Origin of the sequence: Streptomyces sp. NPDC059853 (assembly GCF_042731495.1) — a bacterium.
GTDB lineage: Bacteria > Actinomycetota > Actinomycetes > Streptomycetales > Streptomycetaceae > Streptomyces.
Map to the genome: position 1 here is coordinate 11,846 of NZ_JBHWJL010000030.1, position 17,218 is coordinate 29,063.

General features: G+C 69.4%; 17 protein-coding genes. 7 read left to right on the top strand and 10 right to left on the bottom strand.

Features of this window, described 5'->3' with window-relative positions; all coding sequences use genetic code 11:
• Positions 1-2 precede the first annotated feature (2 nt).
• A complete protein-coding gene (eccCa, locus tag ACFV5N_RS05695) occupies positions 3-3,959 on the top strand; it encodes a type VII secretion protein EccCa (protein ID WP_385594503.1) in 3,957 nt (1,318 codons plus the stop codon).
• A gap of 58 nt (positions 3,960-4,017) precedes the next feature.
• Here eccCa and ACFV5N_RS05700 read toward each other — a convergent pair whose 3' ends face one another.
• From ACFV5N_RS05700 to ACFV5N_RS05730, 7 genes are all read right to left on the bottom strand, one after another.
• Positions 4,018-5,103, bottom strand: coding sequence for a hypothetical protein (locus ACFV5N_RS05700; protein WP_385594505.1), 1,086 nt, complete (start codon positions 5,101-5,103; stop codon positions 4,018-4,020).
• 46 nt (positions 5,104-5,149) lie between these two features.
• Positions 5,150-6,496 (bottom strand): hypothetical protein, encoded by a 1,347-nt coding sequence (locus ACFV5N_RS05705; protein WP_385594507.1) that lies wholly within the window; start codon positions 6,494-6,496, stop codon positions 5,150-5,152.
• Between the two features lie 79 nt (positions 6,497-6,575).
• Positions 6,576-6,794: a hypothetical protein gene (locus ACFV5N_RS05710; protein WP_385594508.1), complete on the bottom strand. Its 219-nt coding sequence runs from the start codon at positions 6,792-6,794 to the stop codon at positions 6,576-6,578.
• On the bottom strand, positions 6,791-7,036 hold the full coding sequence (locus tag ACFV5N_RS05715) for a hypothetical protein (protein WP_385594510.1): 246 nt from the start codon (positions 7,034-7,036) through the stop codon (positions 6,791-6,793). The genes ACFV5N_RS05710 and ACFV5N_RS05715 overlap by 4 nt, the downstream gene beginning before the upstream one ends.
• 88 nt (positions 7,037-7,124) lie before the next feature.
• A complete protein-coding gene (locus ACFV5N_RS05720; RefSeq protein WP_176128867.1) occupies positions 7,125-7,415 on the bottom strand; it encodes a WXG100 family type VII secretion target in 291 nt (96 codons plus the stop codon).
• Positions 7,416-7,450: 35 nt separating this feature from the next.
• Entirely contained in the window at positions 7,451-7,807 is a 357-nt protein-coding gene (locus tag ACFV5N_RS05725; RefSeq protein WP_385594512.1) for a hypothetical protein, read from the bottom strand.
• A gap of 49 nt (positions 7,808-7,856) precedes the next feature.
• The gene (locus ACFV5N_RS05730) at positions 7,857-8,282 is read right to left on the bottom strand and encodes a hypothetical protein (RefSeq protein WP_385594514.1); all 426 of its coding nucleotides are present in this window, start codon (positions 8,280-8,282) and stop codon (positions 7,857-7,859) included.
• Between the two features lie 197 nt (positions 8,283-8,479).
• On the opposite strand from ACFV5N_RS05730, the gene ACFV5N_RS05735 reads away from it, so the two are divergent.
• Entirely contained in the window at positions 8,480-8,755 is a 276-nt protein-coding gene (locus ACFV5N_RS05735; protein WP_385594516.1) for a hypothetical protein, read from the top strand.
• A 70-nt stretch (positions 8,756-8,825) separates the two neighbouring features.
• Positions 8,826-9,089: a DUF397 domain-containing protein gene (locus tag ACFV5N_RS05740; RefSeq protein ID WP_019436302.1), complete on the top strand. Its 264-nt coding sequence runs from the start codon at positions 8,826-8,828 to the stop codon at positions 9,087-9,089.
• Between the two features lie 24 nt (positions 9,090-9,113).
• Here the strand turns inward: ACFV5N_RS05740 and ACFV5N_RS05745 are convergent, their stop codons facing one another.
• From ACFV5N_RS05745 to eccB, 3 genes are read right to left on the bottom strand one after another with little or no spacing between them, the layout of a single operon-like run.
• Positions 9,114-10,532, bottom strand: a complete 1,419-nt coding sequence (locus ACFV5N_RS05745; protein WP_385594518.1) for a PQQ-binding-like beta-propeller repeat protein — start codon at positions 10,530-10,532, stop codon at positions 9,114-9,116.
• 17 nt (positions 10,533-10,549) lie between these two features.
• On the bottom strand, positions 10,550-11,776 hold the full coding sequence (gene mycP, locus ACFV5N_RS05750; RefSeq protein WP_385594520.1) for a type VII secretion-associated serine protease mycosin: 1,227 nt from the start codon (positions 11,774-11,776) through the stop codon (positions 10,550-10,552).
• 14 nt (positions 11,777-11,790) lie between these two features.
• Complete coding sequence (gene eccB / locus ACFV5N_RS05755; RefSeq protein ID WP_385594522.1) at positions 11,791-13,299, bottom strand: type VII secretion protein EccB; 1,509 nt, start codon at positions 13,297-13,299, stop codon at positions 11,791-11,793.
• A 122-nt stretch (positions 13,300-13,421) separates the two neighbouring features.
• On the opposite strand from eccB, the gene eccE reads away from it, so the two are divergent.
• From eccE to ACFV5N_RS05775, 4 genes are all read left to right on the top strand, one after another.
• Positions 13,422-14,804, top strand: coding sequence for a type VII secretion protein EccE (gene eccE, locus ACFV5N_RS05760; protein WP_385594524.1), 1,383 nt, complete (start codon positions 13,422-13,424; stop codon positions 14,802-14,804).
• Positions 14,804-15,487 (top strand): hypothetical protein, encoded by a 684-nt coding sequence (locus ACFV5N_RS05765; RefSeq protein WP_385594526.1) that lies wholly within the window; start codon positions 14,804-14,806, stop codon positions 15,485-15,487. The genes eccE and ACFV5N_RS05765 overlap by 1 nt, the downstream gene beginning before the upstream one ends.
• A gap of 138 nt (positions 15,488-15,625) precedes the next feature.
• On the top strand, positions 15,626-16,441 hold the full coding sequence (locus tag ACFV5N_RS05770; RefSeq protein ID WP_385594528.1) for a hypothetical protein: 816 nt from the start codon (positions 15,626-15,628) through the stop codon (positions 16,439-16,441).
• Positions 16,442-16,697: 256 nt separating this feature from the next.
• A partial coding sequence (locus ACFV5N_RS05775; RefSeq protein ID WP_385594531.1) for an SCO5717 family growth-regulating ATPase occupies positions 16,698-17,218 on the top strand: 521 nt, incomplete at its 3' end.

Genomic DNA, 17,218 nt, shown 5'->3' on the forward strand with positions numbered 1-17,218 from the left:
GTGTGAGCCAGATCATCGTGAAACGTCCACCGCGTACGCTGCCGGCGGAGGTGCCGGGCGACGAGGTGGCGGTGCAGGCGCCGCCGGAGCTGCCGAAGGGGCCGCAGGACGGGGTGCTCATGCAGCTCATGCCCATGCTGGGCATGGGGTCCTCGGTGGTGTTCTTCTTCATGCCGAACGCCCATCCGTTCATGCGGATCATGGGCATGCTGATGATGGTCTCGACCGGCGCCATGGTGGTGGCGATGATCATCCGCCACCGGCGCGGCACACAGGGGCAGATGGGGCAGCTGCGGCGGGACTATCTGCGGTATCTCGGGCGCACCCGGCGCGCGGTGTGGGCGACGGCGCGGGCGCAGCGGGACGCGCAGCTGTATCTGCATCCGGCGCCGGAGCAGCTGTGGGCGCTGGTGGCCGAGGGCAGCCGGCTGTGGGAGCGGCGTCCGGGGGACGGGGACTTCGGGCAGGTGCGGCTGGGTCTGGGCGAGCACGGCCTGGCGACGCCGCTGGTGCCGCCGGCGACCGCGCCGGTGGACGAGCTGGAGCCGCTGACGGCGGGGGCCATGCGGCGGTTCCTGGCGACGCACAGCACGGTGGCGGGGCTGCCGATGGCGGTGTCGCTGCGCGGTTTCTACCAGGTGGTGCTGGCGGGGGACGTGGAGGTGGCGCGGGGGACGGCGCGCGCGCTGGTGGCGTCCCTGACGGCGCTGCACTCCCCGGAGGACGTGACGGTGGCGGTGGCCACCTCGCAGGGCGCGGCGGGCGCGTGGGAGTGGGCCAAGTGGCTGCCCCATGCGCAGGCGGGGTCGGTGGACGGCGCGGGGTCGCGGCGGCTGATCGGGCGCAGCGTCCCGGAGCTGGAGGAGGAGCTGGCCGACCGTCTGGACGGGCGGGGGCGGTTCTCGGCGAACGGCAAGCCGGTGCTGGACCAGCCGCACATCGTCCTGGTGCTGGACGGGGTGCGGGTGCCGCCGCACTCGGCGTTCGCCTCGGCGGAGGGGCTGCAGGGCGTCACCGTGGTCGAGGTGCTGCCGGGTGAGCCGGAGCCGGCCCGGGGGCGGCTGGCGGTGCGGTGCGCGGCGGGGTCGCTGCGGTTCGACGCGGGCGACGGGGTGTTCTTCGACGGGGAGCCGGATCAGCTGCCGGTGGCGGCGGCGGAGGCGCTGGCCCGGCAGCTGGCGCCGCTGCGGCTGAGCACGGGCGGCGAGGAGGACGAGCCGCTGCTGGCGGACCTGGACTTCGGGGATCTGCTGGGGCTGGGCGATCCGGCGGCGGTGGATGTGTCGCGGACCTGGCGGCCGCGGTCGGCCGGGGAGCGGCTGCGGGTGCCGATCGGGGTGGACGAGAGCGGCCAGCCGGTGATGCTCGACCTGAAGGAGGCGGCGCAGGAGGGCATGGGCCCGCACGGGCTGTGCGTGGGCGCGACCGGTTCCGGGAAGTCGGAGCTGCTGCGCACCCTGGTGCTGGGTCTGGCCGTCACGCACACCTCCGAGACGCTGAACTTCGTCCTGGCGGACTTCAAGGGCGGCGCCACCTTCGCGGGGATGGCGCAGTTGCCGCACGTCTCGGCGGTGATCACCAACCTGGCGGACGATCTGACGCTGGTCGACCGGATGGGGGATTCGATCCGGGGCGAACTCCAGCGCCGCCAGGAGCTGCTGCGGGCGGCGGGCAACTACGCGAACCTGCACGACTACGAGAAGGCCCGCGCGGCGGGCGCGCCGCTGGAGCCGCTGGCGTCGCTGGTGCTGGTGATCGACGAGTTCTCCGAGCTGCTGACGGCGATGCCGGACTTCATCGACATGTTCATCCAGATCGGCCGCATCGGCCGGTCGCTGGGTGTGCATCTGCTGCTGGCGTCGCAGCGGCTGGAGGAGGGCCGGCTGAAGGGCCTGGACACCTACCTGTCGTACCGGATCGGGCTGCGGACGTTCTCGGCGGCGGAGTCGCGTACGGCGATCGGGGTGCCGGACGCGTACCACCTGCCGCAGATCCCGGGCTCGGGGATCCTGAAGTCGGGTACCGAGGAGATGGTGCGGTTCAAGGCGGCGTACGTCTCGGGCCCCTACCGGGAGGGCACCACGAAGCAGGCCCCGGCGGGCCCGGCCCCGGTGCGCCGCCACCCGGTGCTGTTCTCGGCCGCCCCGGTGCCGCTCCCCCACCCGGAGCCCGACCCGCGCGCGACCGTGGCGGCCGACCGCCCGGCGCCGCAGGACGACGCCCTGGCCGACACGGTGCTGGACGTGGTGGTCCGCCGCCTGGAGGGCCAGGGCCCCTCGGCGCACCAGGTGTGGCTCCCGCCGCTGGACGCGGCGGCGACGCTGGACGAGCTGCTTCCGGAGCTGGTGGTGAGCCCGGAGCGCGGTCTCCACGCCAAGGGGTCGCCGGGGAATCTGGTGGTGCCACTGGGGCAGGTGGACAAGCCCTTCGAACAGCGCCGCGAAGTGTTCCACCGCGATTTCTCCGGTGCCGGCGGCCACATGCTGATCGTGGGTGGCCCGCAGTCCGGGAAGTCGACTCTGCTGCGCACACTCATCACTTCCTTCGCGCTGACGCACACCCCGCGGCAGGTGCAGTTCTATGGGCTCGACTTCGGCGGCGGCGGGCTGTCGGCGTTGTCCGGACTGCCGCACGTGGGCGGCATCGCCTCCCGGCTGGACGCCGACCGGGTCCGGCGCACGGTGTCGGAGGTCGCGGGCGTACTGGCCCGGCGCGAGGAGTTGTTCCGCCAGCGGAACATCGACTCCATCACGACGTATCGGCGGCTGCGCGCCATGGGGGAGCTGGCCGACGAGCCCTGGGGAGACGTCTTCCTGGTGGTGGACGGCTGGGCAGCGTTCAAACAGGACTACGACGTCACCCTGATGCCGGTGGTGACGGATCTCGCTACCCGCGGACTCGGCTACGGCATCCATGTGATCGTCACCGTGTCCCGGAACATGGATCTACTGGGCCCGATGCGAGACCAGTTGACCAATCGCCTGGAACTGCGGCTGGGCGACACCATGGACTCGGACTTCGACCGCAAAGTGGCGGCAGCCGTCCCGGTGAACACACCCGGCCGGGGACAGACCCCGGAAAAGCTGCACTGGATGGCTGCGCTGCCCCGCCTGCGTGGTCGCACGGACTCCGAAGAACTCGCGGAGGGGACCACGATGCTGGTGAAGGCCGTGCAGGAGGCCTGGGAGCACCCGTCGGCGCCCCAGGTACGACTGTTGCCACGTCTGCTGCCGGCGTCCGAACTGCCCCGCGGTGGGGCACATGGTCACGGCATGGCCATCGGCGTCAGCGAGGACACTCTCCAGCCGGTCTTCCTGGACTTCGATCAGGAGCCGTTCCTGCTCGTATTCGGTGAAGGGGAGTCCGGAAAGACCGCGACACTGCGCATGCTGGTGCGCCAGATCTGCGACCGGTACCGTCCGGAAGAGGCACGCTTCCTGGTCGGTGACTACCGCAGGTCGTTGCTGGGCTCGGTCCCGGAGGAGTACATCGGTGCCTACGGCACGATGGCTCCCAAGCTCATGGCCGACATGAAGGCGGCGCGCGGCCTCATGGAGGGCCGTCTCCCTCCCGCCGACATCACGCCCCAGCAGCTTCGGACCGGCCGCTGGTGGGAGGGCCCGCTGGCTTTTGTGATCATTGATGACTTCGACCTGGTTGCCACTGGATCGAACCATCCGCTCACGCAGTTGGTGGAGCTGCTCCCCTACGCGAGGGACACCGGTATGCGGTTCATCATTGCTCGCAACTCCGCCGGCGCCTCACGTGCCATGTTCGACCCGTTCATGCAGCGGTTGCGTGAACTGGGTGCCCAGGGGCTGGTGCTCTCCAGCAATCGGTCCGAGGGCGAAGTGCTGCCAGGGATCCGCGCTCGCTCCTTCCCTCCCGGTCGCGGAACCCTCGTCACCCGCAAGGGCGGGACCCGGCTGGTCCAGGTGGGCTGGCTTCCGGAGGAATAGACGAGGCGGAAGAAGAAGGCTGTCCGTTCAGGACATCGAACGGACAGCCCCCTTCGTCCTACGGAATGTCGCTGGGGAGATCCAGCGTGTCGCAGCCGTGCCGCTCCGCGGACTCCGTGGCGAATGCCACCAACAGTGCACGTTGCGCCGCGCGCTCCTCTTCGGTGTACGTCCGGTCCGCGGCGTCCTCCGTGCCTGCGACGAGGGCGTACCGGGCGGTGGCGATGCCGTCGGGGCACTGTGCCGTTCCCCAGACACGCGTGGCCCAGTTGTCCTCCGTAGCGGTTCCCGACGGTGCGTCCGCCAGCTGCCACGTCACCACGGAACGGGCCGCTTCCTCCGCGTAGGGTCCGTACCAGGCGGACAGCCAGTACTGCTCTTCCGCCCCGTCCGTGATGAAGACGCACGATTCCAGCGGGGAGATATCGGCCGGTGTCTCCTGAAGTGAGCTGACGCGAAGACCGTCCGCGATGGAGGGGTCGAGAGCCAGTGGAGCACACGTTCCCTCCGCGCCCTCCGGCGCGATGCCCTCGGCTTCGGGCACGAATTGCGTCGGGGGCAGGGTGGGAGAAGTGACCTGACCGCTCTCCGTCTCGCCACACCCTGAGGCCGCGGATTCGGCTCGCAGTGCCTCGACCCCCATACGGGCCAGGCTACCGGCGTTCTCAGCGGTGATCATTCGTTCTGAATCCTGTACCGCACCCACGACCTGAGCCACGAGAAGTTCGTCCTGAGCCGTACAGGGCAGGAGAATCATGATCTCGGACTCGCGCAGCTTTGCGTCCGTTGCCACAAATCCGGACCACCCTCCCCCAACGGGTGCGAACATTCTCCGACCCGACGTGTACTCGTGAAGAATACTCACCCGTTCAGCCCGACCGATGCGCACCTCGATGGTTCCGGGCTGATTGTCGCGGGCGGCTACCTGACAAGAGTAATCGAATCCGAAACGACCGGGCGCATCCTCAGAGGGAATGTAAACCCTGTTGCTTTCCAAAAACTCTGCGGCTTCCTGCCTGGCCATCCCACCCTTGCAGGATTCGAGGAAGTGCTGCTGGTCCTGCCAGTCCCGGTAGACGTCACTGCTCAGGAGAAAGATTCCGGCCAGCCCCAGGAAAGCTATCCCAACGACCGGAATGAGCACACGTTTACGGAAAAACATCGCTTCGCCTCACTGAAGGTCCGAACGGCTAGTTTCGCAACGCCGTCATGGCACGATCCCGGCCAACAGCGCGACTCTGCACGGCCTCACCGCTCGCCGCATCGAAGTGCACGCGCCCGGCATCACCCTCCCCATAGCCCGCACTATCAGCCCAGGCTCTGTAGAGGTTGACCAGGTTGGTATCCGCCGCATCATTGGCTGCAGAATTTTCATTCCGGGTGTGGATGTCGACTTCTTCGATCATCGGCTTCGACCACTCGTATAGGTAGGCGTCGAGCAAACGTTGGGATGTGTCGCCGATGAACGGGATGCCTGTAATGGGGGCACCGAAGCCATGATAGGCGTATCTGGCGGTGTCATTTATTTCCCCGATGGCCATGTCCCTTCCGTCCAGGATCATGTCGGCTCCAACCCCGTTCATTGTTCCCATCACTTCACCGATCGCCCTGGAAGTGACGCTCCATTCATTCCACGTTTCCATTGACCCGTCAATGTATTCGGCATCGGGCAGCGCGACCAGTTGCTCCGTTGAGTACGCCAATTGCGCATCGTAGAGGCGCTTGTAGTCATCGACTTCGCCGGAAACCCCCCGCAGCATGCGGATCACCTGACTCGTTGATCCACCGAGCCGCCCGCGCCCCTCCGAGTCCACATAGGTTGAGCCACCAGAATAGGCGTGGTCGGATTGTCCTGAGAGAATATTGAATGTATCGGCCGTATAATCGGTAAGGGCGCGATTCAAAGGGTCACGCAGATTGGCATAGGAATCGTCTGCCAAAACGATGTCAGCGCGCCCGTCATCACCGTCCAGCATTTCGATGAGGAAATCCATGACCCGCGCCTGTTCGATCGTGTGATATCCGAAAGATTCAGCTGAAGTGTCGGGCAGCCGACCAGTGGTGGCCGCTTCGAGGACAAGGCCGAGGCCCGTCTTTCCTGCCGGATCCTCCACCGGAAAGGTCATCGAGACCGGCTCGCCATCGATAGGCCTTTCATGGGTCAGAACATTCCAATTCCGCCCGTCATCGCCGAGGAGATACTGCAAACGTGCGGCACCCGGTTCGTTTTCACCGTTCTGACCCGGATCCAGGTATGTGGTGGCCACATCAGGTTGCTGGGACATGATTCCGAGCAGACTGTCGAGTGGATCATTGGCGAACCATTCACCGTCTTCCCCCAGTCGGCCTATGTCGAGCCGCCAGATACCCGGATCACCGCCCTGCGCGTAATCCTCAGCAGCCTGAAACATCTCCTTCGTCTTGCCAAAACTCGCCATAGCATTGATTGCCGACAGACCCACCCAATTTTCAGAGTACGGGAGACCGGCAATCTCTCGCGCGTAGACAGCCTCTTGATCGGCGAACCGGTCGGCCATGTCCTGCCATCTGTCCGCAGTGATGCGCAGCGAATTAATCCTGGCATTTACTATGTGACCGTATGTGAGCACAGCAACCTCACCATGAGACGGCATCCCCGTTGATCAGGCGCTCCCTCACTCGCAACTGAAGCGCAATGTCCTGGTTGGTGTAAACGAAGTTGTCATTCGTCAAATCCAGGGACTCCGCTTCCCAGATGAGACGAACGGCAAGGTTTTCAACCTTCTTCTGCCAGTTGATAATGGCAGCGCCCAAGCCGATCGCCGTTTCCCACTCCGATAGGTACTGCACCGTCACCGAGGACTGGACGTCTGCAGTCCTGCCGCCGCCTTTGTGTCGCCGAGAATATGTTCGTTGATGATGCGCGCTCCCCCTGACAAAGTGCCATCGCCAACTATGAGATCTTCCTGACCTCTTTCGGCGGCGGGGGCGGATGCATCACTGATCGGGCTGTGTGAAGCCCCGTTCAGTTGCGTACGGATACCCTGTTCTTCGAGTGCTTGACGGTGGAGCTGTTCGAACTCATCCCAGGAGGACATGACCGATCCTTCTGTCGTTGAACCAGCAAAATCCTCTGGGTGGGACCCGGCACAACGCGGACCCCACCCAGAGGAATCGATCGGAAGGTCACACTCTGAAATGATTACGGCGGTCGATGTCCTGCATGGTCTGACCGGCGTTTGTCACCGCAGCCGCCGTGCTGGTCTGGCTGTTGGCGATCTGCTCGATGGCCTGGTGCAGACGATTCTCGTGGTAGAGGAACGCCTGCTTCGTTTCGCCGTCCCACTCCTCCGCGACGCGCCTGACCTCGCTGACGAGATACTCCAGATGCCCCTGCATACTTCGTGCCACCTGACCGATGTCGGTGGCGGTGTTGCTGAGGCCCGCGAAGTTCATGCGGATCTCTTCGTCATGCATCTTGCTCTCCCTCGCTCCTCGTCGGGGACTGCGGGTCAGATCTTGATGGTGGTGGGCGTGACATCGTCGAGCCCGCCCTCGACACGCCTCAGCTGGTTCAGCTGCTCGAGCTCCCCTTCACTGAGGCCCTGAAGGCTGTCATGGAGAAGGTCAGCCATCGCTGCGAGGCTGTCGCGAATCTCCATGATGTGTTGTGCCGACTTGTCCTGAAGCGATCCGAAGGTCCTTCCGCTGATACCCCCCCACACCGCGTGCGCTCCCTCACCGATCCCCCTGGCCCGGGTCAGTACGTCGTCGAACTCCGCACTTTTGGTGCGCAGTTCGTCCACAAGGCCGGTGACAGTCAGCCCAACCCTCAGTCCGGCTTCCTGACCCGCTGCTTCTTCAGACATGCGGCGTCTCCTCTCGGTTCATTTCACTCGTTCCGTTCCAGTCGCACCACTAACGCAGGGGCGTGATGCCGGGCGGACCGTGGAGGTCCTGGTCGGTGATCGGCGGTGTTGGTGCGTAGTCCTCCGCCAGACGCGCCATGATCTGCTGCAGGCGCTCTCTGTTCTCCGCCTCGACGTTCTCGTAACCGTGCTGCGAGATGAGCGTCGCGATCCCCAGGGCCTCGATCAGGTCCTGCTGGATGCGGATAAAGGCCTCCAGCCGGTGGGTCGCGCTGTTGAACTCGTGGGAGATCTGCGTCATCCCGGGAATCAGGCCACCGTAGTTCTGCTGGTCCAGCCGCAGTTCGGCCATCAGCGACGGCGTCAGGCCCGCCGATCGTGTCCTGGTCAGCAAATCGTCGAGCCGCCCGCGGAAGGCTCCCAGCGCCTCCGGGGAAACGATCAGGTCCGGCGCGGAGCCGGTTTCATCGGGCATGCCCCACCCCCATCTTCATCTACCGCCCGTGCCCCCTCCCTTGCCGTTCGTAGCTCATCTTAGGCGCCGGCTACATCGGACAGACACGCGGGTAACCACGCGAGTGAGACTAGTGACGGTTCCCCCGCCCGCTATCCGTACAGCTACTCATCCACGGCACTGAGTACCGGGAGAGACCGAACGTCTATGCTCTTGACGTGACTTCGACACCGCAGGGACTCACCCCACGGCAGGCCAGACGTCTGCGCATGGGCATCGGCGCGGCGGCCATGACCGTGATGGCGGTCGTGCTCGTCAGGCAACTCGGCGACGGTTCCTCCCTGGTGTCCCTCGGGCTCTACGGCGCGGCGTTCGTCCTGTCGGGCGCCGTCATCGAGATGAGCCGCCGGGGCCGTACCCGGCTGGGTATGGCGGTCCTGGTCACCGGCTTCGTTCTCGTCCTGCTCGCGGAATGGCTGTTGCGCAGCCGATAGTTCACGCCCGGGTGCGCTGCGTTACCATCGGTCGCAGTCGGCAGCTTTGTGTGAGAAGGGAGTCCGCGCGATGTCCGGGACGGAGACCGAGGCCGAGATCGCCGCTCGCAAGGAGCGGGAGAAGGACGAGCTGTACGCGCTGGACATCTCGGGGGTGGAGTGGCTGAGCGCTCCGGGTAGCCCTGAGGAGGAGCGGGTCGAGATCGCCTATCTGCCGGGCGGGGGCGTCGGCATGCGCAACTCCAGCGACCCCGACACCGTGCTGCGGTACACCGCGGCCGAGTGGGAAGCCTTCGTCCTGGGCGCGCGGGACGGCGAATTCGACATCGAGTGACCCGCGCCGCAGGGCGGGAGCAGGTCAGCGGTAGACGAGCAGCGCGTCGGCGGGCTGCTCCGCCCGGTTCGGGGCGAAGGCGTGCGCGGCCATCACAAAGGTGCCGCTCTCCGCATCCCAGAGCATCCGCACGTCGTTGGCGGCGTGTGTCCACAGTTCCTGCTCCGCCTCCGCGGCCCTCTCATCGAGCGTCATCACCGTCCGCTCCTCCAAACTGCGCGGGTCCATGGCGACCAGGCTCCCCGGCTGCCCCGCCATGCCCGGACGGTAGGCGAGGAACTCGCCCTCCACCACGGCCACCGGGTAGGCAGCGCGCGCATCGGCATCAGCGTCACGGTTCCTGAGTTCGCCGGTGACCAAGTCGATGACCGGCATGCCCTCCTCGTCGATCATGCCGCTGAGCGCCAGATGGTCCGCGCCGACCAGTGCGGTGGGACACAGCCAGATGCTGCTGAGCGTGCAGGGACGCCGGTAGTCCGCCACGTCGCGTCCCACTTCAGTGAGGACGGACTCCCCCGGATCCTCCACCACGTAGATCCGCCGGCCCCCGCCATACATGTCCAGCCCGGCAACAATCACCAGCGGTTCCACGGAGAGCACTCCCATGATGTCCAGGCGTGACCCCTCGGTCGCGTAGTCGAAGACCCACCGCCACAGCTCCCGTCCGTCCTCGGTGGTAGCCCGCAGCCCGGTGCCTTCCCAGCCGTGGAAACATTCCTCCCGACCATTGCAGTCGTACCCGCAGGCCAGTCGGGACACGAACGCGCCGTCGGACACGGTGAACGTCGTCTCGACGCATTGCGCGTCCAGCGGGCTCCACCACAATTGCTCACCATCGCTGATCCGGAAGCCGGCACCACCTCCCGCCGAACCGACCACCACCGTGTCGCCGAGAATCGCCGGCCGGCCGTAACTGGGCAGCAGCCGCGCCGATTCGAGCGCGATGGTGACCACCTGCTCGCCCGTCGTCAGGTCGACCACAACCAGATGCTCGCAGTACATCCCCGCCAGGACCGCGATGCGCTGCGCGTCCATCACGGGCGAGGATCCACAGCCCTGGGCCCCGGCGGCCAGCGGCATGCTCCACTGTTCCTCGCCGGTCTTCAACGAGTGGGAGACCAGTGCCTCGGGCATGACCTGGACCAGGCTGTCGCCGGTGATCCACAGGCCGCGATCCATGACGTTCTCGGTGAAGGAGGTCAGGTCGGGCATCGGTGTCCGCCACCGCAAGGACGCGTGAGTGGGCTCCGCCGGAAGGGGTGCAGAGGCGGCGGACTCCGGCTCGGCCGCCCCGCGGTGCTGTGTCACTCGAACCAGACCGCCGGCAGAGGCCAGGACCGCGAGAGCCAGCGCGATCAGCAGGACGATCGTGCGGCGCGGTGTGGCGGGGCTCGTCCGCCGGATGGGCACGGCCGGGCCGAAGCCGCCGTGGGGCTGGGACATGCGGGTCTCCGGACGGGTCAGGACGTGGCGGTGGTACGGCGACGGCGGCGGTCGCGCAGGATCAGCGCGGTACCGGCCACCGAGGCCGTCAGGACGGTGCCGGTGAGCAGGACGTAGGTGCCCAGCCGTTCGGCGCGGTCCGCGTAGGACTCGCCCCGTTCGAGTTCCGGGATGTCGGGTGCCGGGGCGGGCGGCGCCGGCTCGTCCGGGACCGGGGCGTCGCCGGGTGGTCCCGGGTCGGTGAGGGCGCGGACCGGGTCGACCACGCCCCAGCCGATGTACGGGTCCGGGCCGGGGATGCCGCGCTCCGCCGTCTGCTGGAGATGGGCGATGACCTGCGGCGCCGTCCAGTCGGTGTGCCGGGCGCGCAGCAGCGCCGCGACGCCGGCGACGTACGGGGCGGCGAAGCTGGTGCCGTTGTCCACGCACTGGCCGCCGCCGGGGACCGTGGAGACCATGTCGACGCCGGGCGCCGCGATGCCGACGAAGTCGCCGGCCTGGGAGAAGAAGGCCCGCTCGTTGTTGCGGTCGGAGGCGGCCACGGCCAGGACGCCGTCGTACGCGGCCGGGTAGGTCTTGGCCATCGACCCGTCGGCGCCGTCGTTGCCCACTGAAGCGATGACGACGACGTCCTTGGCGAGGGCCTCGTCGATCGCCCGTTTCAGTTCGTTGTCGTCGCTCAGCTGCTGCTCGCTGTCCTGCGAGATGTTGATGATGTGCGCCCCTTGCGCCACGGCGTGGTCGATGGACCAGGCCAGCGAGTCGACGGTGCCGCTGCCGTACGCGTCGTTCTGCCGCACCGGGATGATCGTGGCCTGCGGCGCCAGCCCCACGAAGCCGCTGGCGTCGTCCGGCCGGGCGGCGATGATGCCGGCGACCTTGGTGCCGTGCCCCACGGTGTCCGTCGTCCCGTCGCCCCGGCTGACCCGCGACGGAGCGTCGTCCTCACCGGGGTCCTCGGGGGTGAAGTCCGCGCCCGAGGCGCGGTCGACGGCGTCGGCCAGCTGCGGGTTGCTGACGTCCACGCCGCTGTCGATCACCGCGACGCGAATGCCCGCCCCCCGGGTGTCCTGCCACAGCCGGTCCAGCAGGACGCGCTGGAGCGACCAGGGCTGTTCCTCGATCGGATCCGAGGGGAACGTGCAGCGCCGGTCGTCGGCGACCGCCGCGCCCGCGGGCCCGTACGGTACGGACAGCGCGCCCGCCAGCAGCGCGCACGCCGCCAGGATGTTCCGTCGTCCCATCGCTGTTCCCCCGCTCATGATCCCTGCGGCTGACGGGCGCTCTCCGGGTCCAGGCGCGGGCCGACCGGCAGGAACTGCGACCAGTGGGCGGGCACCGGGACCGGGGTGACGTCCCGGTAGCCGAGCCGGATCCGGGTGTCGTCGGCGCTCTTGTCGGCGGTGGCACCGGCCGTCACCGCGTACCGCAATCCGGTGTCGGTGACCAGGAACAGGCCGCCGGCCTCGGCCTGTTCGCCCTGGACCTGGCGGTAGAGCAGGCCGGAGCCCGGCGTGACGTACGCGCTGCCCGCCTCGTTCACGATCGTGGCCGGGTAGCCGGTGCCCGCCCAGGTGCTCAGTTCGGTGGCGCCGTCGTCCTCGTCCACGCCGCGCAGCACGGAGCAGATGGTCTCGCGCGGATCGTCGTCCCCGTCGAGGGCGTTGACCTGCTCGGCGGCGTGCTCCGGCCAGTGCCGGCCGCTGTCGATGCTGTCGGCGGCGGGAGCCGGGGTGAAGGTCTGCGCCCCGACCTCCAGCGGGCGGCCCGCCTGGCCGAGCGGTCCGGCGTCGGGGCTGGACAGCAGCAGCCGGGCGGTGAACTCCGAGACGGGCACCACCTTCTGCGGCAGCACCACGTAGTGCTGCGGTCCGGCGCCGGTGGGGGCGAGCAGCACGGTGCCGACCACGTCGGCGTCCGGGTCCAGGCCCGGGACGCCGGCCGGTGCGCCGATGACGCCCTCCAGTTCCGGGAAGACGATGGGGTCGCCGTCGTTCAGGGTGGCGAGCCATTCCTCGGTGACGGGCTGCGGCTGCTGTTCGCCGCCGACCAGCGAGCGGTGCAGCAGTTCGGTCTCGTCGTCGGACAGTTGCCCCGCGTCGGGGCCGCCGATGAGGTACTTGGTGCCCGCGCCGTCCACCAGGTAGCGGGCCTCGTCGCGGGTGGAGGTGACGTACAGCACCTGTCCGTCGCGCAGCCGCTGCCGTCCCTCGACGCGGTCGGCGTCGCGCTCGCCGAGGACGAACACCGCCTGCTGCACACCGGTGCCCCCGCCGCCGGGGCGCTGGCACACCGCCCACCGTTTGGCGGTCCCGGCGTCGGCGGCGGACGGCAGCCGGTCGGGGGCGTACGGGATGCCGAGGGTGGCGCCGTGCGGGATACGGCCGTTGTCCAGCTCGCGCTCGTTCACGCTGACGATGTCGAAGGAGTCGGGGTCGAGCAGCAGCCGGGCGGAGGAGAGGTTGAGCACCGGGTGCAGCTGGTCGCGGCCGTCGGTGGTCAGGACGACGTAGCGGGTGGTGGACTCGCTGCCGATGATGACGTTCTTGTTGGGCGTGTCCCAGTTCTTGGGGACGGCCGGCTTGAACATCCCCCAGGCGCCGAAGCCCGCCAGCACCAGCGCGCCGACCACCAGGCCGGGGACGACGGCGCGCAGCGGGCGCGGGGCGCCCTCGTCGCTGCCGGTGGGCGAGGGTTGTACGAAGGCGGCGACCCGCCGCCGCTTGGCGTAGGTGTACGCGTTCAGCTCGTCCTTGCGCGAGGCCATGGCCGGGCGCTCCTCCCCCGTGCGGCTGGTTCAACTGTCCGGGTCGGCTGTGCCGGTCACCGGAGTCGACCTCTACTATGCCGGGTGACGAACCGATCACCGGGAGGAGGGGGGCGTTCACGATGACGACCACGGTGACCACGGCGCATCGCACGGCACCTGACGCCGCGTCCCGGGAAGCGGTGTCCGCGCCCGGACGCCCGCCGGGGGCCGAGCGGAGTACGCGGGCGGCGTCCGGCGGCGGGGACGCGGCGTCCGGTCCCGGGCTGGTGGTGTGGCCGCTGGTGTGCGTCCAGGCCGCGCTGGCCCTGCTGTTGGGCGCGTGGGCGGCGGACAGCCGGGCGCTGCTGGCCGCAGCCGTACTGCCGGCCGCCGCGCTGGTGCTGATCGGCGTGGCCCGGCGGAACGGGCAGCCGCTCCCGGTGTGGGCCGCGGCGGTGCGGCGGTTGCGGCGGCGTCGGCGGCGGGCCGTGGGTCCGCTGCCGTCCGGTGTCGATCCGCTGCTGTCGCTGGCCGCCGAGTGCGAGCCGGGGCTGCGCAGTTACGCGGTGCAGCGTTCCAAGGCCGCGGGCGGTGCGGGGAGCGGCGCGCTGGGCTCGTCGTGGGCGGGCGATGTGGGCATGGCCGGGGACGGCAGCCGGCTCACCGCCGTGCTGCGGGTGGAGGCGCCCCGCGCGCCGCTGCAACCGGGGCGGGACGGCAGCCCGTTGCCGCTGGCCCTGCTGGCGGACGCGCTGGAGACGGACGGCATCGTGCTGGACTCGGTGCAGTGCGTGCAGCACACCCAGCCGGCGCCCGCGCCGCAGTTGCCGGACCAGGCGATCGCCGGGCGCAACTACGCGCAGTTGCTGGGCGCCGCCGCGCAGGGTGGCCACGCGCCGGCGCCCGGGCTGCGGCTGACCTGGGTGGCGCTGCGGCTCGACCCGGAACGGTGCCGGGCCGCCGTGGCCGAACGCGGCGGCGGACTGAAGGGCGCGCAGCGGGCGCTGACCCGCGCCGCCGACCAGCTCGCGAGCCGGCTCACGGGGGCCGGGTTCCGGGCCACGGTGCTGTCGGAGGCGGAACTGCTGTCGGCGGTCGCCGCCTGCGTCAGCTCCAACCCGGCGACCACGACGCTGATCGGGCAGGGCGACGGGCCGCGCCCCCGGCGTACGGCGGAGAGCGCGCGGGGCTGGCGGTGCGACGACCGCTGGCACACGACATTCGAGGTGAGCCGCTGGCCGGTGCCGGGCGCCGGAGCGGCACCGCTGCCGGCGCTGGTGGCGGCGCTGACCTCGGGTCCGGCGTTCGCCACCACGTTCGCGCTGACGCTGCGCCGGCACGGTGCGGACGCGGTGGCGATGGCCGGGCACGTCCGGGTGACCGGGCGCGGCGAGGAGCATCTGCGGGCGGCGGGTGAGGCGTTGCTGCACACCGCGCGGGGGGTACGGGTCGGGCTGACCCGGATGGATCACGAGCAGCTGCGCGGGGTGCGGGCCACCCTGCCGCTGGGAGGCGGGCACTGATGGGCCGCGGCGGCGGGCGGATACTGACGGCGGACGAACTCGCCGGGCTGGCACTGCCGGTCGGCGACGACGGAGTGGTGATCGGCGTCGACGTCCGGGGGCGGCCGGCGGTACTGGGGATACATCACCCGGTGCCGTACGAGATCGTGCTGATCGGCGGCGTGTGGACGGCGCAGGTGCTGGCGCTGCGCGCGGTGGGCACCGGCACCCGGGTGGCGGTGGAGACCGGACGGCCGCGGCTGTGGACACGGCTGGCTCAGGCGGCGGACGGCGGCATGGAGCTGATGACGCTGCACGAGGTGGGCCGGGTACCGCCGCTGGGCGCGACGCTGGGCAATCCGGTGCTGGTGGTCCGTGACTGCGGTATCCGGCCGCCGCGCGGGCGCGTGGTGTCCGCCCCGTGGCAGCCGGTGCTGACGCTGCTGCCCTATCTGAGCCCGGTCGCGCCCCGGCTGGCCGAACACGCGGCGCTGGTGGGGGTGCAGCGGATCTCGCCGGAGGAAGCGGCCCGTATCGGTCCGGTGATGGGGCTGCCGGCCCAGCAGACCGAGGCGCTGTCGACGCTGGCGGAGGACGCCACGGTCTGGTGCACGCGGCGGGCACGGCAGTTGGTGCGGCTGGTGCCCACCGACGGGGAGGCGGGGCTGCTCGGGCACGCCAGCCGGCTGGATCCCACCAGCTGAGCGACGGAGCGGACAACGCGGAGGAGGAACCTCATGGTGTGGGAGGGTGGGCGGCCACAGTGGCCGAACCCATACCAAAGCCCGGAGTACCTGCGGGCGGTGCCACCCGGCAGGCCGGCCGGGGGACGCAGGCGCGGGGTGCGGGGACTGGCCATCGGGCTCGGAGCCGCCGCGCTGACCCTGACGCTGATCACCGCCGTGATCCTGCTGACCGATCCGGGCCGTGCGGGGGCGGGTGGTCCGGGCGAAACGGCTTTCGACGGCCGGCGGGAAGATGCGCCCTTCCGGCCCGACGATCTGCGGGCCGCCATGCCCGAGACGGTGGCCCCCGTGGTCGCCGATGACTGGCGCGTGGTCACGAGCAGTCGCTGGAACACCGCCTTCGATGTACCGCCTGACTGGGACATCGCCCCCGAGGGGGTCCTCCTGACGTGGGCGGACGATACGGGCGAACGGGAGAACGGCATAGCGTTCGCCCTCAACGACCCCGCGGTACTGCCTCAGACGGGTTGCAGGGAGAGAACCGAGGAGGAATGGGCGGAGGCCGCCGACGCCCCGGGCGACGAGACCCTCAACGCGCGGGCTCTCGCCGGCACGCGGGGTGGCCAGGGGGCTACCGGAACCGAGAACTCGAGTCTGCTGCTGGCGACCAATCTCCTGCTGGCCAACTACGACCAGCACTGGGAGGGCAACAGTGAAGCCGAGACAGAACCCTTCAGCAACGAGCACGGCATTACGGGGCACATCACGACCGCACGCGTGACCGGGCTCCCTGCGGACCCCGACGCGCGATGCCCGGTGCGGGATGGTTTCACCATCGGCATCTCCTATCTCGGTCCCGACCACGACCTCGTGGGATGGGGGTTGATGGCCGACACCGGCTATGAGGACGAACTCTCCGATGAGACCATTCAGCAGATCGTGGGCAGTATCCGGTACTTCGACGCCGGTTGATCAGCCGCCCGGAGACCTGAGCGAGTCACCTGTCCTTATCGCACCGATTTGTTCATCGGTGTACGTAACGCGGTCGCGGGGAGGGTGCGGTTCCGCCCGCTGTGGTGATTAGGCTGGATGCGGTCGCGGCGTGCGCGCCGAGAGGCCACTCACCCCGGTCCATGCCGAGGGAACCGCACGGGGGCTCAGGTCCGTCATCCGCGTAACGGTCCCATGATGCCCGGGCCAGAAAGCAATACCAGCAGCGGGAGGCGTCGTGAACACCGATCGGGACAAGGTTCGCACCGGGGAGGACAGCTCCGTCCCCGACGAACGGCCCGACGAGGAGCTGCTCGAGGAGGAGACGGAGACCACCGGGCAGTTCACCATCGACTACACGCCGCCCGCCTGGTACTCGGGGGGCGCGGCGGCGTCCGTGCCGCCTCCGCCGCCCATGGGCGCCGCGTCCGTACCGCCGCCAGCCGCGCCACCCGCTCCGCCGCAGGACGCTGTTCCGCCGCCGTCCGCCGACCGGGGGCCGGTTCCCGAACTGCACCCGCAGGATGTGTCGGTGCCGCCCTCGGTGGCCCCGCAGCAGCCGCCCGCGCCGCGCGAGGAGGGCGAGGGCCTGGGCAGCACCACGCTCCAGTTCTCCGCCGCCGCGGTGCGCAAGGCCGTCCGGGAGCAGCGCCCGCCGCAGCTACCGACTCCGGCGACCTGGCCCCCCTCCGTCAGCACACTGCCGAGGACACCGCCTCGGGCTTGTCAGCCGCGGCGGCAGCCGACCATAGAGATCAA

Excerpts from the sequence above, each read along its gene's own strand:
- ACFV5N_RS05730 (WP_385594514.1), bottom strand. The coding sequence starts at position 8,282 with ATGCCCGATGAAACCGGCTCCGCGCCGGACCTGATCGTTTCCCCGGAG.
- mycP (WP_385594520.1), bottom strand. The coding sequence starts at position 11,776 with ATGGGACGACGGAACATCCTGGCGGCGTGCGCGCTGCTGGCGGGCGCG.
- eccE (WP_385594524.1), top strand. The coding sequence starts at position 13,422 with ATGACGACCACGGTGACCACGGCGCATCGCACGGCACCTGACGCCGCG.
- ACFV5N_RS05765 (WP_385594526.1), top strand. The coding sequence starts at position 14,804 with ATGGGCCGCGGCGGCGGGCGGATACTGACGGCGGACGAACTCGCCGGG.
- eccB (WP_385594522.1), bottom strand. The coding sequence starts at position 13,299 with ATGGCCTCGCGCAAGGACGAGCTGAACGCGTACACCTACGCCAAGCGG.
- ACFV5N_RS05725 (WP_385594512.1), bottom strand. The coding sequence starts at position 7,807 with ATGTCTGAAGAAGCAGCGGGTCAGGAAGCCGGACTGAGGGTTGGGCTG.
- ACFV5N_RS05745 (WP_385594518.1), bottom strand. The coding sequence starts at position 10,532 with ATGTCCCAGCCCCACGGCGGCTTCGGCCCGGCCGTGCCCATCCGGCGG.
- ACFV5N_RS05715 (WP_385594510.1), bottom strand. The coding sequence starts at position 7,036 with ATGTCCTCCTGGGATGAGTTCGAACAGCTCCACCGTCAAGCACTCGAA.
- ACFV5N_RS05740 (WP_019436302.1), top strand. The coding sequence starts at position 8,826 with ATGTCCGGGACGGAGACCGAGGCCGAGATCGCCGCTCGCAAGGAGCGG.
- ACFV5N_RS05705 (WP_385594507.1), bottom strand. The coding sequence starts at position 6,496 with ATGGCCGACCGGTTCGCCGATCAAGAGGCTGTCTACGCGCGAGAGATT.
- ACFV5N_RS05720 (WP_176128867.1), bottom strand. The coding sequence starts at position 7,415 with ATGCATGACGAAGAGATCCGCATGAACTTCGCGGGCCTCAGCAACACC.